Raw genomic sequence first — 17445 nt, forward strand, 5'->3', positions numbered from 1 at the left:
AAAAAGGAGGTGCCGGCAGCTGTTAGGCTTCGTGCTTCTTGTTGCGGCCGAGGCCAACCAACGCGAGCAGGGCCGAGAACCCAGCGACGATCGCGCCCAGCAGCGTGGTGCGCGTGCCAGCCGCCTCACCCGTTGCCGGATAGGTCGCCTCGCTGCCCGTTGTGGTCGCAGCGGCGCCGGTCGTGGCATTGGTTGTGGCGTCGGTTGTGCTCGTCGCATCGCCAGTCGTGGTACCAGTCGCGGCAGCGCGGGTGGCGCCGCCGGTTGTGGTGGCCGCGCCTGTGCCGGTCGTGCTTGCGCCGTTTCCGGTTGTGCCGGTCGCGGTACCAGTCGACTGGTCGTCATTGGTGCCCGTTGCGGTGTTGTCGGTTGGGTCACTGGTTGCGGCCTTGCCTTGCACCTTGCTCTTGGCATCCTGCTTGGCCTTCGTCGCTTTGTAGGCGGCGAGGTAGGCATTCTTGTAGGCAGTGGACTTGCCAGTCAGATCAGCTTGCGCCTTGCCTGCCTTGGCATCAGCCACGCCAGCTGTTTTGCCAGCCTTCGTGCCCGCCGTGGCCTGCTTTGCGTCGAAAAGCTGCTTGGCTGGGGTGTAGGCCGCCTTGTACGCATTTTTGTATGCATCCGACTTGTCATCCAGCGTGGCGGCGTCTTTACCGGCTTGGCCATCTGCCTTGCCAGCCTTCGCGCCCGCCGTTGCATCCGCCGCAGCCACTTTGGCGTCATAGCTTTGCTTGGCAAGTGTGTAGGCATCGTCGTAGGCCTTCTGGAAGGCAGCGGACTGCGCGCTGTTGTCAGCGGCGTCCTTGCCTTCTTGGCCATCCGCCTTGCCTGCGTCTGTGCCAGCCTTGGTGTCTGCCGCAACTTGCTTCAGATCCGCAGCTTCAGCGGCTGCCTTCGCCTTGGCGTAAGCCGCGGTGTAGCCAGCCTGATAGCCGGCCGACTGGGCACTATTTTCAGCTGCCGGCTTGCCAGCCGCAAAATCGGCAGCACCGGCCTTTTCGCCTTGCGCTTCATCGGCGTCGTAAGCGGCCTTGGCCGTGTTGTACGCGGCGGTGTAGGCATCTTGATAGGCATCGGATTGGCCGGTCAGATCAGCTTGCTTGTTGCCAGCTGCACCATCAGCCGTCCCGTCCGCCTTGCCAGCGGCGGTATCGGCCGCTTTCGTCGCCTCATCCTGCGCCTGGGCCGCAGCGGCTGCTTCTTTGGCATCCGCCAGGCCTTTCGCGTAACCGGCCTGGTAGCCGGCTGACTTCGCGCTGTTATCAGCATCCGTCTTCCCAGCTGCAAAATCAGCGGCACCGGCCTTTTCGCCTTGCGCTTCATCGGCGTCGTAAGCGGCCTTGGCTGTGTTGTACGCGGCGGTGTAGGCATCTTGATAGGCATCGGATTGGCTGGTCACATCTGCGGCCGGCTTGCCTGCTGTCCCATCGATCGTCCCAGCCGCTTTGCCAGCAGCGGTATCGGCTGCTGCCTGTTCTGCCGCCGTGGTCGCCGCGGCTTGTTGGGCTGCAGTATAGGCCTTGGTGTAGCCCGCCTGATAGCCAGCGGACTGGGCACTATTTTCAGCTGCCGGCTTACCAGCCGCAAAATCAGCAGCCCCAGCCTTTTCGCCTTGTGCTTCATCGGCGGCATAGGCGGCCTTAGCCGTGTTGTATGCCTCATTGTAAGCAGCCTGATACGCATCAGACTTGCCAGTCAGCTCAGCCGCTGTTTTACCAGCTGCCCCATCGGCCGTCCCAGCTGCTTTGCCAGCGGCGGCATCCGCTGCAGTTTCAGCATCGGCCTGCGCCTGGGCATCTTCGTCAGCCTTTTGCGCATCCGCAAACCCCTTGGTGTAGCCCGCCTGATAACCGGCCGACTGTTCACTGTTGTCAGCGGCAGCCTGGCCAGTCGCGTAATCCGCAGCCCCAGCCTTTTCGCCTTGCGCTTCATCAGCGTCATAGGCGGCCTTGGCGGTGTTATAAGCCGCGGTGTAGGCATCGGCATAGGCGTCGGATTGCGCGGTCAGGTCTGCGGCTGTTTTGCCGGCTGCCCCATCGGCCGTCCCGGCTTCGGTGCCAGCAGCAGCGTCGGCGGTAGCCTCATCTGTTGGCTCAGCGTCAGTATCTGGGTCCTCGCCATCCTCGGGGTCGAGCGCACTGGTTCCAGCTAATGCTTCACCCTGCGCAAACCCGCTTTGATACCCTGCCTGATAGCCGATCGACTGCGCCGAGACATCCGCCGGCGTTGCGCCGTTGATGCCATCATTGAACCCATCGCCCATCCCATCGGAGAGATCGTCATTGTATTGGCCAAGCGCATCCGAGTAGGCCTGCTGATAAGCGGTCTGATAGGCCTGAGATTGATCCGACACATCGGCTGCATCCTTGCCTGCAGCCCCATCGGCCGTGCCGGCTTCAGTGCCCGCGGCTGTATCTGCAGCGGCGCTCGCAGTCCCATCGCCGGCCGCAGCAGCCTCATAGCCAGCTGCATACCCATCTTGGTAGCCCGTCATTTCATCCGAGCTACTCAAATCAGCTTCAGGGTTGCCTGCCTCAAAGTCATCCGCACCAGCGGCTTGACCCTGCGCATAATCGGCATCATATTCGGCTTTAGCGGCTTCATAGGCCGCATCATAGGCGGTTCGGTAAGCGGCGTCCTTGTTGCTGGTATCCCGCTTGGCCAAGCCGAGCTCGCCATCCTGCTCCCCTTCCAGCGTGCCTAGGGTCGTTGCATTATTTTCCGCCTTTGCCTTGGCAAATACGCCTGAATCGACCTCTGCTTGATAAGCCGCCTGATAAGCTGCCGTATAAGCCTCAGATTGGCCATTCAGATCGGCTTTCGCCAGACCGGCATCGGCATCCGTTTTCCCAGCGACTGTCCCGGCGCTAGTCTCACTGACGCTTGCATAACCGTCCGTGTAGCCCAGCTGGTAGCCAAGCGATTCCGCGCTCGTATCCGCTGGGTCTTTGGCGGCCGTCGCGTCTGCCTGACCGGCTGCCAGGCCCGCCGTGCGATCGGCCGCGGCCCCATCATAGACCTGGTCATATGCGGCCTGGGCCCCGTCGATACTTGACAGGTCCGCCTTTTCCCAACCCATCGCGCCATCGATCTTCGCCAGCAACATCGCGGTCGGCATGAAGACCGGATCCGTGATGTGCGCCGCAAGAAAGGCGTCGCGGTAAGCGTCTTTATATGTCTCCGTCAGCGTCGGGTCGGTGAAGACCGTTGTTTCAAGCTCGGTGGCATTTTGCCCTGCGAGCTTGCCAGCATTGATCTCTTGGGTGCGTGCTGCGCTCCCGGCTTCATAACCATCCCCGTACGACGCAACATAACTATCCGACTGATATGACAGAGTCGTATCGCGCAGGCTATTGCTGTAGCCGTCCTGATAGCCAAACTTATAGGCCTGCTGCGCCTGAAGTTCTGCTTCAGTCAATTGGCTGAACACAGCGTAAAGCGTCTCATCGCCAACTGGCTTGTAGTTCGTCAGATCGACAGTGTCCCCCATGCTAGTCTCCCAGTGGTCGAACTTGTGGCCCTCGTCTGGCTCCAAGGCTGGAAGGTCATCTTCGGTCAGCAACGCCCCGGCATCGACTTGAACCAACACGCCTGCCTGTGGATCGTCCGTGCCAGCCACTTTGCCGTGGAAGGCCGCGTCCTCATCGCTATCAGGTGCGGTCGTGATCGTCAGTCCCAGTTTCTGAGCCGGTACTTCAGTCAGCGCAGCCGTCACGATCGTATCAGGCACAAAACTGCCAAGCGGGTTCAAATTCGAAATATGGATCGCGTTGACATTGTATTGCAGCTCCGTTGGTGTCCCGTTGCCAAGATACCGGGCGATGCCGCTTCGATCATCGAGTTGCCAGTCATCACCGATCAGGCGCACCCAATCTATATTGTCCAACCCGATCGCCTTCCCCAGGTCGACGAACCAGGTATTGTCAACTTCGTACATCCCCATATCGGTCGTCTGGCCGCTCCCTGTAAAATGAGGGGCATTTGCGGACAAACTCTGTGAATAAAGGTATGACGTGTCCAAAGCAACAAAGGCCAAGTGATTATTGGTGGCAGAGATCGACCCGAACGCCTTCGACCCTGTCATATCAAGATTCGTCAGCTCATTGTTGTCCACATACAAGGCATTCAGTCGCGGATCATTGTTCAGCTTCAAAGAGGTCAGCTGATTATCGGTGATCGTCAAGTTCCGAAGCTCCGGATAGTTTGACAGGTCGAGTTCTCCAGAAAGCTTGTTGCTACCCAATTGAATCTGAGAGATCTTCGGGTTATCAAACGTAATATCCGAGATCTGATTTGCCCCTGCATGGAGGGTCTGTAGTTCATGCAGGCCAGTCAGATCCAACTTCGACAAGTTATCGCTTGACGCTGACAGATAGACCAAGTATGGATTGTTCGACAGATCAAGCGTCTTGAGGTCGTTGCCATCCACAAACAAGTTGGTCAAATTAGGAAAACCAGACAGATCCAGCTTGGTCAGGTTGTTGGAGTACATCTGAAGCTCACGCAACTTATCGGACTGCCCGTAATTGACATCGGTCAAACCATCTTCGTTTGCCTGTACCCGCATCAGGTTTGGCATCGTTGTCAAATCGAGTGAGTTGTCCTTGAAGAATTTCGGTGACTGCTTCACGTCAAACTCTAACAGCTCGGAGGTGTCACCCAAATCAACATTCGTCAGATTAGGCGTATCACGCGTGGAAAATAATTGGAGCTTCTGATCTGGCGAGAACTTGATGCTGCTAAGGGTCGAGCCATCCATCTGGACCATTTTGAGCCCTGCCAAGTGGCTAAAATCGATGCTGTCCACACCACTTTCATACTCACCGGTCACTGATGAGGTATCATACAACGCAATTCGCTGAATCGAAGGATTGGTCAGTGTCGCAAGATCAGTCGCAGGCGTAAAGTTCATCGTGATCTCTTTAAGCGCGGGCACTTTGTTCAGCGGGGTAAGGTCCTTCACACCAGTGTGTTCCAGCCCAAGTTGCTGAAGATTCGGAAAGACTTCCAGTCCGTGCAGATTCGAAATCGAGGCATGATTAGAAGGAATCGAGAGATCCAGTGAAGTTGGGTAGTTCAACATGGATGGCAAAAGGCTCTCGCCATCCCACGATTCGAGCTCTTCATCCGACACGATGTCCGGTTCGGATGCCATTGATTTGGCCATTTCCTGGACCAGTTGGCGCAGGCCGTCGTCTGGGAAGGTCGTCTCGTTGATCGGCACCGCCTCAGTGGCTTGCGGTGTATCTGCATTTGCAGCAAAACTGGTCCCAAACTTCCAGATATCGACACCGCCATCGTTCGACGTGTCATATGCGCTCGTTGGCGGTGTGCCCGCGGTTTCCGTAGCAGCCGCACGCACCGTCACCGGCGTTGCCGCCGTCAAAACAACGGTGGCACTCCCAGCACTCATCCCCAACATCCCAAGGACCATGGCGCTATATAGCAAGGTATTGGTTTTAGTCCTTTTCATTCGTTTCATCCTTCCTCTTCAGCCGCATCATCATGACGGCTGCGCCGCCGACGATTGCCGCACCAAGGCCAATTGCCGCAACTGCGACCTGATCAGCCTTTTCGGTCAGCAACCCCGTATCGGCCTTTGTTGCAGATGCTGTTTTCGCAGCAGTCGCTTTTGCCTTTGATGTCTTTGTCGTCGAAGCCTTTTGTGCAGCACGTGCAGCTGTTGCAGCCGCAACGTTCGCAGCGCCTGTCGTCAGACTGCCTGTCGCATGGCCAACGATTGCCATAATATCCATTCCGGCAGGCATCAATGAAGCGGACGTCGTGGACCGTGCACTGGCCGTACCCGCAGTCGCCGCTGGTTGTGCAACAGTGAGTGGTGCCGCAGTCGTCTTTTTCGCAATCGTCGCTTCCGTTGGCGCAGTCTTGGCTTTCGTTGTTGCTGACGCTTCAGTCGCCGGTTGAACCGGTGCTGCTACTGTCTGAGTTGCAGTTGGCAATGCCACGTGGACGTTCTTGACCTTGCTGACGTTACCCGCATCATCGATCGTCCGCGCTTTGATATCTGTGGTTTCCGTGACCTTGAATGGCTCGCTGTAAGTCAACCAGGTCTGGCCGCCATCCAGGCTATACTGCAGATGTGTCATCGCCGCAGCCGTTTCGGTCATCGTCTTGTCATAGCCGAGGGTCACGGTCGCCGAATCCTGCGCTAGATCACTCAGCGAGGCGGTTGGCGTCGCGGCGATCAGCGGGAAGACATTCGTCACGTGATAGGTCACAACATCGGATTCATTGCCGTACTTGTCAGTCGCCTTGAACTGAACATCGCCGTTCAAGCCTTTGATGACGCCATTGCTGTAATCACTCCAAGTCTTGCCATTATCGAGACTGAACTGGATCTGCGCCTTTTGCGCCTGAGTCGCGCTCAGCAAAACTGGCTTGTTCGTGATCTTCGTTGTCGACGCTTTGACTTTTGGTGCCGCTGGCTTGGCTGTGGAATGGTGAACCAACAGCGTCGCCGCGGTCATGTTTTGATAGGAGTCATAAAGCGCGAGCTGGAAGTAATGATCCCCGTCAAAATCCGTCAGCGGCAGGGTCTTACTGAAGTTGTACTTGTCATGACCACTGAACTTCGCGATCAACGCACCATCAGTCGGATCGTGGTACTCTTCGTCGCCGTTGATGTACAGCGTATAACCAGAGAGGTCGTCATTTCCCCAACCGGACAGTGTATAGGTGTCCTTGTTGGTCCAGATCTCGTAATCGACACCCTTTTTGGTCGAAACTTGCCAGGTGTCGCCATCATCGGTGTAGAGCTGTGGGAAGACCGTATCCAGCGCGACCCCGAAGTTCCCTTCAGCGATCTCACCAGTCGCCTTGCTCGTATATTCATACGTCACAAAACGATCTTCCGTGGCACCCATCTTCAGATCGTAGGTGAAGGTCGTGTTACCGGCTTGGTCTGTGGTAAGGGTCGGTTTATTCAGAGGATCATCTGGATCGTTTGAATGGCCGAGAATGACAAAATCTTTCAGCGCATCGGTGTTCACAACACCTTTGACCACAAAGACGCCCTTATCCGCATCATAGCCATTGGCAGCGGCATTCTTGCCGGTATATTGCACCATCCCAGCGTCGGTAATGTTGTTGAACTTCACAGAATCGGTGGTACCGGTCTGCCGGACCAGAATTGAATCGGAAAGCCCATCGAGCTCTTCATCGCTCCCGAACTCGCCACTGTAGGCATATGCCGAGATGATGTTATCGCCAGGGTACCCCGTGTCGTAACTACTCAACAATTCCTCAGCGGAAAGGCCGCTTGTGGAAGGATCGGTCCCAACCATCTTGAAGGTCGCGTTGAACTTATTCGTGTCCTTATCCAAGTTGAATTCAAAATTCTGTGGCGACGCCTGATAATTGGCAAAGATCTCAGCGTCAAACACACCGCCGACGCCATCAAAGGTCGTCCCTGCCTGGTCATCAACTGAGCCATTGACCACAAAGTAAGGGGCGCTGTTGGTGTACATTTGGATGTACTGGCCGTTGTAATAGGTCCGCGTTGCGCCGGATTTTTCCAGGGTTACAGACGGCAATACAGCCCAGTTGAACGCGATCTTTTTGATCACGCGCACCTGCTTGTTATCAAGCGAGAAGACCAGTTCCTTGGTGCTTGGTTCCAGCTTGATGTGGGCTGTGAAAGTCCCGTCATCATTGATGGTCACAAGCTGCCCATTGATGTAAAAATCGCGGGTGAAGTAGCCATAAAGTGTATAGGTCCCAGTCTTCGCATCATAGTAGGAGGAACTGTTGGCACTTTCATTTTCGCCATCATAAACGTTATACAAGATCAGTTGGCTACCAGACTGGTTGGTATCTGCACTCAGGGCAAACTTGCTCTGCGTCAGATTATCCGCGTTGTCCTGGATGCTGAGGATGATCTCGTTTTTCCCTGTTTCAAGGTACTTATTCAGACTGCTGTGCAGGGTCAGGTCAAACTTTTTGCTCGTCAGCAGTTGATCCGCCTTTGGATCCTGGTTGATGTAATCCGCAAGCGAAGCGCTGTTATCGAGATGGTAAGCCGCCGAATCGCTGGCCCCATTGACGCTGATACCAATCGCTGAGTAGTTGTTGAGTCCACTCAGATTATCGGTGACCGTCCCGGTGACATGATAGCCATCCGCCTTTTTGACCAATTGCACATTCTTGAAGACCGGATTTGTCACATCGATTTTGACGGGCATCTTGATTGTTTCAGGCTGCGGGTCTTTGGTATCCGGTGTCGCTGTGACGTTGTAGTAATACTGGCCTTCCGGAAGTTGGGCCATCACGCCGGTCTTGGTGTCGTACTTGCTGCCGTCAAATGTCCCAGCGCTGAAGGAGATCGAATTATTGATCGTCACTTCTTCGCCGCGGTTGGTCACATAATGGCGAGTGGTGTTGTTTTCGGTATTCAGCGTCCGCACCGTCTTGCCACTCTCGTCTGTGATGTACTCGGTCAATTTCTTGACGTTCCGATTTGTCATCAGATACGGTGAGGCAACATCGCGGTACTCATCCCCGTTTGGTGAGATTGCCACTTTATCTTCGTTAACATAGGCTGGATAGTCCGCCAGTGCATCACCGAAGGAACCATCCGCGGCCATGTTTTGATAGGTCGAGTAGTCAAAATCAAGACCCAAAATATCGCCGTAGCTGTCCTGTAAGAAATTCAGGTTATAGGTCGAATCATCATGGCCTGCGACACCATCAAAAAGTGTCTGGCTCTGAAGATTGTCCCAATCACCAAAGAATGAGGTCACAGGCATCGACAGATCTGGCTGACCATCTTGACTGGTGAAACCGATGAAGCCTTCTGCCCACTGATCATTTTTAAAGGTGCTCGGCAACGTCAATGTCACTTTGACAGTGGCGGTCTTGCCAGCCGCGATTGAAATCGTCTGCTGATCCGCGGTCATGGTTGCGCCTGCGATCTTGGTATCATAGGTGACTTTCGTGTCATCGATCGCCTTGGTGTAAACACCACCAAAATCGTTGTATTTATAATTGGCAGTCGTGCTCCCGTTGTTGGTCAAGGTCACGGTAAAGGTCTGACTGCGGCCATTCAGCTCACCAAGGGCCGCCGCCCCGGTGCCATCTTCGTAGCTGAGTGCCACGTTGTTTGCAACAGCATTTGCGATCTGAATATTCCCAGCGCCTTGCAAGCGCGGCGAATAAGGTGCGTTATCGTGATCTGGATCGGTCAGCGGGGTCGCCGTATTTTGTGACATCAGCTTGGCCGTGTTGACCAGATCAAGGCCACTCAGTGAGGTGGTGGCCTTCAGGTGTTGCGCGATCAACGTTTCCGCCCCTGCAACCACCGGTGATGCCATCGAGGTTCCACTCATATCCTGATATTTGTTGTTGTTCGCCAGCGACCACAGATGACCACCAGGTGCGGTGATATCAGGCTTGGCGCTCAGGTCAGAGCTCGGGCCCCAAGTGCTGTAACTCGACATCTTGCCATAATCCGCATTGTCGTCGACAACATATTTGACTGGGGAAAGCTGATATTTCGTGCTGGTATGTGCGCGAACCTCCGCCAGCAACTTCACACCGTTTTCGTGGGTGATATAAATTGTCGGGATATTTGCACCATCATCATCCAAGTTAGCCTCATAATCGGCATCCCCGTCTGTGGCGTTGTTGATAATGATCAGCCCAGCAGCCCCGGCGCTCAGCGCATTTTTCTCCTTATCGGCAAACGAATTATCGCCACGAGAAACCACCGCAATGCGGCCGGTCACGGCAAGGCCGTCGTAATCTGACAGGAACCCACGGCCGGCATCCCCATCCGCAACTTTTGCGATCGGATCCCCACCCGTCAGTTTCGTTGTTTTGTCCGGTACGACCACGATCTGCTTGTTCGTTGGGAACTGAAGATCCTTCAACGTGGAGGTATAGGTACTCATCTGCATCTTCAGCGGCCCGCCAAACAGCTCTTCGCCATCGCGGGAGAACGTGATCGCCGAGCGATCCAGCTTTTCATTTTCGGAGGATGCAACGGTGATCGCATTTTTGGCGATCGCCGGTGATGCAAGAGTCGAATCATCCGTCCAGTCATTGATGGTGGTGTTTTCGGTGCCGCCATTCATCATCCAGCCGGCATTCCCATCATTGCCCGCTGCGACAACAGGAATGACGCCTGCTTCAGCCGCGCGGTCCAACGCTTCAACTTCCGCCGAAATACTTGAGGCCCCAGTACTGATCGAGCCAAGGGACATGTTGATGACATCGGCATCGAGCTTGACCGAGTCTTCGATTGCTTCGATGATCACATCAGACAGCGGGCCGACCGTGTTGGTGTTTGGAAAGACCTTCATATCCAGCAGCTGGGCCTCTGGTGCGACCCCGACAACAGAATCCGTGTTGTCTGGATTTTCGCCATTAGCGGCCGCGATCCCAGCAACGTGCATCCCATGCATATCTTCTGAGGAATCATAGATCTGCGTGTCGCTCCCTTCGCCGTAGTTATGGGCAAAAGGTACCTTGGCGCTGGAATAGACCCCTTAGCCAAGTTCTTTGATCTTAGATTCTGCCGCGGACTTGGTGATCTTCGCGGTCGATGGATCCGTCAACCGAAGATCCTTATGGGTCGGATCGATCCCACTATCGATGATCGCGATGACCATGCCTTGGCCAGTCAGAGAATATTTCTCCCAGGCCGCCTGTCCTTGGACTGAAGTGTCCGCGAACACATCCTGTTTCTGCGTGACATCGGCGACTTCAACGGACTTGACGCCCTTGATTGCCTCGATATCCGCCAGCTGTCCGACTTGTGCATCGATGGAAAAACCATTCAGCAAGTAGCCAAATTCTTCGGCGACCTTATTGCCTGTCAGTTTTTCGACCTTATCCTGCACAGTCTCCTGTTTGTCCAGCACCTTGTCTTCCGCAGCGTTTGCGGCCGCTGTGCTTTGGCGCTGGTCATCGTTTTTGGCCAATGCGGATTCGCCGTTGACCATTACGATGACACGAACGGTCTCCTCGGAGGCTTTTTCCAAGGTGAGGTCCTTCGTATTCAGTCCTTTTGCTTCGAGCTGGGCCTTGACCCCCTTGAGGTAGGTCGACTGCAGCGTCTTTTGGGTGCTGCTGTCAGTACTGCGGACAAGTGCCGCGGCCTTTTCCTCGGCAGTCTGTCCTGTCCCCTCCGCCGTTTTCGCCGGCGTGAAGCTCACGGTCGAGGCGACTGCCGCCTGGACCGCTTGAACATCGGTCGCGATGGTGGTGGCTGTGCCCAACACGATGGTGGACAGCAGGATCAGCCCCGCGCGCCGATTAAAATGTGATGACCGGTGTTTCTTCATCAAAACGAACCCCCTCCAACAGCAAACCGCCGCATTTTCGCTGACCATCCCTGATTCCGCAAAAACCCTTTGTCCATGCGGTCGTCATCTGCCCCACACTGCTGCGATGACGGCCCGCCACGGTCGGTGTTTCTGCCCAGATAACGAAACGCCGGCTATTTGATGTCTACAATAAATGAGTGCAAACCAACGAGAAAATTAGATTTACATTAATTTTATCTGATGTTTGCAAAGTATATCCTCAGCAAAGGCTCGAATCAACGACTGAATTAAATATTTATTAATATTAATTAACCTGGTGTTCAAGTTTTTGCGAAACATAACCATTACACTACTAAACGACGCATTTTAACGCGGATTTTCGACGCCTTGCTTTGGCAACCGCAATGTTGGTAAATAACACGAAGTAAATGAATAATCGAATGGGAATGTGAATTTTACGAACCAGGTTTTGCCCGCCTCATACATTTGTGTAAAAATCGTGGAGTTTCTAATTTATCTCTAATGTTACGGCCGGTTCGAAACCGGATGCTCAGCCAAAAAATAACGTCAAATTTTTTCGCAACAAAAAAACCAGGGCAAACTTTTTTCAGCTTGTCCTGGTTTTGTCATGCTATTCAATTCGTGATGGCTGAGACCTTAGCAGATCTTGCCGCCGAGGGTCTCCATTTCCTTGCGTTTCGCATCATCGTCTTGCGGGGCCTCTGGTGCGTCTTCAAGTGTGACCGCGCCGTCGAGCATGCCGCTGTCATCGCTAAGGACCAGCGCGCCGAGCTTGTGATCCAGCGCAAGGCCGTGGCCGAGGTACATCGTTTCAGGCATCGCGGTGGTCAAGTTGAGCCCCGCATTGTTGTCGATCACAACATCGTAATCGCTGTCGGCGTGAGCGCTGCGGACCAGCTGGAACTTGTTGCCGATCGCACAGGAGCCACCGAGTTTCGAGAACTTGCTACTACCATCATCAAGCGCAAGGAACAAATGCTGGTCCTTGGCGACTTTATCTTGTAAGTACTCCATTGCTGCTGGTTTGATATTGATTTGCATGATGATCATCCTTTCGTCGGGGCTTTAGATTGTGCACAACCTTTTTACAGTTTCTATTATACCCGATCTGCGTCCGCGGTCAACAACAACTTACTTAAATTCAGTATAACCGACTTCATCCACATGATGCACGGATTGTCCCCAGCATTTATCCACATGTGCAAAACCCGAGACGCTATCACTGGTGGTCAGCTGATCTTTTGACACCACTTTTTGCGCCGGAAAAAATCAAGTTTTTTTTTTATAATCAACACTTATCCACACCGTCTGATCGTTCGATTTACTTTTGTGAAAACGGTGAACCCGTTGATAAAACTGGCCGAACGCTTGTTCATTGCCGTGCAAACTTTTTTTGTCCACAGGTTGTGCACATGTTGTGGGAAAATCTATTCACACCCGCTAAACTGAGTTATGAACAGTATCCACAGAGTTATCCACAGGTCGGCCTTGTGGTTATCCCCGGGGCGAATTCACACTTGACAACTGAAAACTGAACGATTTTTCGAGATCGTCTCAGAACATCCATAATTGGCCAGCGGTTGTCCAACTTCATCAGGTATTGGCCAATAAAATTCGTCTGTTCCGAATTTTCCGCTGGCCGGCCTGCAAAACGCACACAAATAGGCCACCGGTTAGGAATTTTCCCCAACCTGGTGGCCTATTGACGGGATGATCAGTTGCTTGAGCTCTGACTATCCGTGGACGAGGTGCTCAGCTGCTCAGTGGTCTGAGTCAGCTTGAGGCTGATCGTCTTCTTGGTGCTTTGGTGATAATACGTGATCTTCACGGTGTCGCCAACGCTGTGCTTGTACAGGGCGGTGTGCAGCTCCGCGACGGACGAAACCGCGGTGCCGTCGATGGCCGTGATCACGTCATATTGCTGCAGGCCAGCCTTCTTTGCGATCGAGGTGTCGGTGAACCCGGCGACCACCACGCCAGCCGTGATGCTGCTTGGCAACTTGAGCAGGCTCTCCTGCTGATCAGAGGTCACACTGGACAGATCGCGGACCGTAACGCCAAGCGCCGGGCGAACGACCTTGCCGTTTGCGACAAGCTGATTGATGATCGAAACGACTTCGTTAGACGGAATGGCAAAGCCCATCCCTTCGATCGTGGCGTTGGAATTGCTGGTACCAGACAGCTTCATCGAGTTGATTCCGATGACCTGGCCCGACAAATTGATCAGTGGGCCGCCAGAATTACCGGAGTTGATCGCGGCATCGGTCTGGATGACGGTCGCTTGGCCGGTTGTCTGGCCGGTGGTCTCATCGGTGGTGTCAACGGTCCGGCTGGTAGCCGAAATGATGCCCTGGGTCACGGACGTCGCGTACTGAGAGCCCAGCGGCGAGCCGATTGCGAGCACAGTCTGCCCAGCGGCGATCTTGCTGGAGTCGCCAAAGCTTGCAACGGTGGTGACTTTGCTACCGTCGATGCTGAGCACTGCAAGATCGGTGTCTTCATCGGTGCCGACGAGCTTGGCGGTCACTTTGCTACCGTCGCTCATGATGACTTCAAGGGCGTCGCTGCCTTCGACCACGTGGTAGTTGGTGACGATGTAGGCCTTACCGTCTTTCTTTTCATAAATGACGCCAGAGCCTTCGCCGTATTCCTCAAGCGATCCAGAATCGGAGCTGGAAGAGTTGCTATCAGAATCGTCGGAAGAGCCCGAGCCGTAACTGTCGCTGGAGCCTGAGCCATCGCTACTGGAACCCCAGCCGTTGCCGAAGATATCGCCAAATGAATCGAGGCCGCTGCTCGTGCTTTGGGCCTTTTGCATGTTGACGACGGAAACGACCGCTTTTTCAACTTTTGCAAAAGCCGTTTGCGAAGCCGAGCTTTCATTGACCGACACATTGGAGACTTGTGTCGTGCCCGCCTTTTGCGTGGTCGAGGTGACGCCCAGGTCTTGGCCTTGAGCGGTCTTGGTGAAGCCGTAGTACGCAGCCCCACCGCCGACGCCACCGCCGATCAGCGCGGCAACAACGGCAACGAGCGCGGTCGACTTGAGCCCGCTGCGCCGTTTCTTCGGCTGCGGTGCCGCCGCATTGAGTGCTTGACGCGACTGTGACAATGGTGCGCCTGTGATTGGATCGAATTTCTTTTCTTGATCGTTATTTTGATTATCCATTACGAAGTCCCTCCTCGGTGATCTGCTCCGTTTCTACAAGACATATATTAACGGGTGTCTGTGATGAATTTATGAAGAAGGATTGCACTTTCTTTCAATTGTGTGACATTTGAAAAAGGGTGCGCAGGTGCGCGGGATGGTGGGGCAACTAATTTGGCTTGAGCGCTTGATAGCGCACTTGGCTATCGAGTGCTCGAGACAATTAGATGACCCCACCATGCGCACCGGAGCCCGACTACAAAAAGGGTGCGCAGCGCGGCGTTTAGGTCTGAGCAGCTAACTTGGCCCTGGCGCTTGGGGCGCACTTCGCCCCGAGTGACGGGGACAGTTAGATGCCTCAGACCTGCCGCGCGGAGCCCGACTGAAAAAGGGTGCGGAGGCTCGCGTTTAGGGGTGGGCAGTTAGCTTGGCCTAGGTGCTTGGGGCCGCTCTTAGCCCCGAGTGCCTAGGTCAGCTAAATGTCCCACCCCTGCGAGCCGGAGCCCGACTGAAAAAGGGTGCGGAGGCTCGCGTTTAGGGGTGGGCAGTTAGCTTGGCCTAGGTGCTTGGGCCGCTCTTAGCCCCGAGTGACGGGGACAGTTAGATGCCTCAGACCTGCCGCGCGGAGCCCGACTGAAAAGGGTGCGGAGGCTCGCGTTTAGGGGTGGGCAGTTAGCTTGGCCTAGGTGCTTGGGGCGCACTTCGCCCCGAGTGCCTAGGTCAGCTATCCTTCTTGGCCTTTTCGCGATACCGCCCGGTCATAGTCACAGCGATGTATGCAACGGTCTCATTCGCTTCAAGATGCCATTTTGAGTGGTCTTGGACAGCAGGATAGTCCTCGCGATGGCGTCCGCGGCCTCGATCGCGGCGTGCACGTGGTCATCCCCTTGCGTGACCATCCCCGGGATATTGGGGCTGGTCACGGTAATATAATGGCCGTCATCATTATTTTCCTGAAAGATGACCGGAAAAGTAGAACTTTATTCTGCATGAATTTTCCCTCCTAATAAAAAGCCCAGGACGCACCAACGTCCCAGGCTGAACACCCTCACACATCATTAACCGCTGCCCGCGACGTCTACGCCCCAACGGTGAACAGCGGATCCGGCACTTCCGGATCGGTATCGTACAGCTCAAAATCGTGGCCCACACCGAGGCCCTGCTGCATCAACAGATCGGCCACAGTCGCATGGGCCAGCGACTTGAAGTTGTTGTGCGGCGACAAATGCCCCAAGTAAACGCGCTTGGTGCGCAACCCGATCACATCCATGATTGCATCTGCCCCATCCTCATTCGACAAATGGCCCGTGTCGGATAAGATTCGCTGCTGAAGTGGCCACGGATACGGTCCTTGCCGCAACATGTCGATATCATGGTTGCATTCCATCACATACGCGTCCGCGTCGCGAATCGTGCCCGCCACCGTGTCCGAGACATAGCCGGTATCGGTGACGATCGCAAACGCATGGTCATCGTGATGAAACTGGTAAAATTGAGCCGCCGCCGAGTCGTGGGAGACGCCAAAGCTCTCGACATCCAGATCGCCCAGGCTCAAGGTCGCCCCACGGTCAAAAACATGGAGTTGGTCCGCTGGCAGTTTTCCCAGGCTCGTTGGCAGGGCCGCAAGTGTCGGGGCATTGGCGTAGACTGCCAGCTTCGGGTAGCGCCTCGCGAGCACGCCCACGCCGCGGCAGTGGTCGCTATGTTCGTGGGTGATGAAAAGACTGTCCACGTCGCTGAGATCGCGGCCAATGCTGGCCATCATCGCCGCCAGCCGCTTCCCGGAAAAACCGGCGTCGACCAGCACCTTATGTTCGGGTGTCTCAATATAAGTCGCGTTGCCGGAGCTGCTGCTGGCGAGCACCGAAACGCGCATGCCAAAATCCTCGCTCATTTTAGATCGCTACTTTCTTCCTTTTGTATAGTGCACGCCCAATTGTACCCTGTTCGCATCGGGAAAACAATTGGCGGCCGGCCCAGACCCGGCGCTGGACCTGGCCCCCAAACAGCCAGTGAACGGCCCACATGACAGCTGGCCTCCCCATGCCACAGCAGCCAGCCCATAAGACGGCGGTCACCCTCACCGGAGCGGCGCCGCCCACCTCACAGCGCGCGCCCCCATGCGACAACCAAAACGGGGGCGGCGACCCTATTTAGCAGATCGCCGCCCCCTACTGTTGCCTATTGTTCCTCAGTCCGGGTCGTGATCACCGTCTTGGAGATCGCGTTGACTTTTTTCACCGTGAGCGACTTGGCGCCTTGGGTCTCGACACCGACGAACCAGGCCGGCACGAAGACCGTGCTGCCCTTTGCGTCGAGCATGTAGGTGTACGCGAGCTTCGTCCAGGTGACAGTCGCGTTGTTGGCCAGCTCATTGTCGCGATACAGGGTGATCACGGCATCTTGTGCCGAGGCCAGGGCCACATCACTGCGCAGGACGGTCAGCTTGTCGATGTACGTCTGTGTGTAACTGATGAGCCGCTCATTTTTGACCGTGCAAACGATCTCCGCGCGCCGATCGTAGAGTTCATCCCCGTCGCGTTTTTGGACAAAAATGTAAGTGTCCTTGCTCGACAGGCCTTCCGCGTACACATACTCGTCGCCATCGATCGCATTTTCCCCGCTGGCGAGCCATTTCTTCAGCTGGGTGGCCGCGTCCTTCTCCTTGATCACGACGTCGCCGCGCAGCGTGCTGTGCAGCGTCTCAGGCGCCGTGCCGCTGACGGTGGTATACTGGCCGATCAGCTGGTCCTTGCGCTGGCTGAGCGCCGTGTTCGGCTGGCTGGCCAGATACCCCCCAGTCGGCGTGGTGGTCGCCAGTTTCGGCAGCTTGATGCCGTCACGCCCCATGTCGGCGAGCAGATCCGCGGTGTCCGTGGTGCTGGTCGCAAGGTCAACTTGCTGTGACTGGAAAAAACTGATGCCCAGGAAGATATTCAGGCCGATGAAGACCATCAAGAAGATCCATTCGATCCGCCGAAAATCCATGTG

Annotated in this window: 7 protein-coding genes and 1 pseudogene; all 8 read right to left on the reverse strand. The window is 55.3% G+C overall.

Features of this window, described 5'->3' with window-relative positions; genetic code table 11:
- Positions 1–22: 22 nt before the first annotated feature.
- On the reverse strand, positions 23–5473 hold the full coding sequence (locus EKM95_RS02745; RefSeq protein ID WP_125696308.1) for a leucine-rich repeat domain-containing protein: 5451 nt from the start codon (positions 5471–5473) through the stop codon (positions 23–25).
- Positions 5460–9914 (reverse strand): Fn3-like domain-containing protein, encoded by a 4455-nt coding sequence (locus EKM95_RS02750; RefSeq protein ID WP_379897199.1) that lies wholly within the window; start codon positions 9912–9914, stop codon positions 5460–5462. The genes EKM95_RS02745 and EKM95_RS02750 overlap by 14 nt, the downstream gene beginning before the upstream one ends.
- Positions 9900–10463, reverse strand: a pseudogene (locus EKM95_RS11970) (S8 family serine peptidase); the annotation flags it as partial. The gene EKM95_RS02750 and the pseudogene EKM95_RS11970, both read right to left, overlap by 15 nt.
- Before the next feature lie 42 nt (positions 10464–10505).
- A complete protein-coding gene (locus EKM95_RS02755; RefSeq protein ID WP_164510062.1) occupies positions 10506–11303 on the reverse strand; it encodes a S8/S53 family peptidase in 798 nt (265 codons plus the stop codon).
- A gap of 639 nt (positions 11304–11942) precedes the next feature.
- Entirely contained in the window at positions 11943–12347 is a 405-nt protein-coding gene (locus tag EKM95_RS02760) for an iron-sulfur cluster biosynthesis family protein (RefSeq protein WP_125696311.1), read from the reverse strand.
- A 673-nt stretch (positions 12348–13020) separates the two neighbouring features.
- Positions 13021–14475 (reverse strand): S1C family serine protease, encoded by a 1455-nt coding sequence (locus tag EKM95_RS02770; RefSeq protein WP_125696313.1) that lies wholly within the window; start codon positions 14473–14475, stop codon positions 13021–13023.
- A 1057-nt stretch (positions 14476–15532) separates the two neighbouring features.
- Positions 15533–16348: an MBL fold metallo-hydrolase gene (locus tag EKM95_RS02780; RefSeq protein WP_125696314.1), complete on the reverse strand. Its 816-nt coding sequence runs from the start codon at positions 16346–16348 to the stop codon at positions 15533–15535.
- 287 nt (positions 16349–16635) lie between these two features.
- Positions 16636–17442, reverse strand: coding sequence for a two-component system regulatory protein YycI (locus tag EKM95_RS02785; protein ID WP_125696315.1), 807 nt, complete (start codon positions 17440–17442; stop codon positions 16636–16638).
- Positions 17443–17445 lie beyond the last annotated feature (3 nt).

The organism is Lacticaseibacillus yichunensis, from assembly GCF_003946405.1.
Taxonomy (GTDB): Bacteria; Bacillota; Bacilli; order Lactobacillales; family Lactobacillaceae; genus Lacticaseibacillus; species Lacticaseibacillus yichunensis.

Excerpts from the sequence above, each read along its gene's own strand:
- EKM95_RS02745 (WP_125696308.1), bottom strand. The coding sequence starts at position 5,473 with ATGAAAAGGACTAAAACCAATACCTTGCTATATAGCGCCATGGTCCTT.
- EKM95_RS02750 (WP_379897199.1), bottom strand. The coding sequence starts at position 9,914 with ATGCAGATGAGTACCTATACCTCCACGTTGAAGGATCTTCAGTTCCCA.
- EKM95_RS02755 (WP_164510062.1), bottom strand. The coding sequence starts at position 11,303 with ATGAAGAAACACCGGTCATCACATTTTAATCGGCGCGCGGGGCTGATC.
- EKM95_RS02760 (WP_125696311.1), bottom strand. The coding sequence starts at position 12,347 with ATGCAAATCAATATCAAACCAGCAGCAATGGAGTACTTACAAGATAAA.
- EKM95_RS02770 (WP_125696313.1), bottom strand. The coding sequence starts at position 14,475 with ATGGATAATCAAAATAACGATCAAGAAAAGAAATTCGATCCAATCACA.
- EKM95_RS02780 (WP_125696314.1), bottom strand. The coding sequence starts at position 16,348 with ATGAGCGAGGATTTTGGCATGCGCGTTTCGGTGCTCGCCAGCAGCAGC.
- EKM95_RS02785 (WP_125696315.1), bottom strand. The coding sequence starts at position 17,442 with ATGGATTTTCGGCGGATCGAATGGATCTTCTTGATGGTCTTCATCGGC.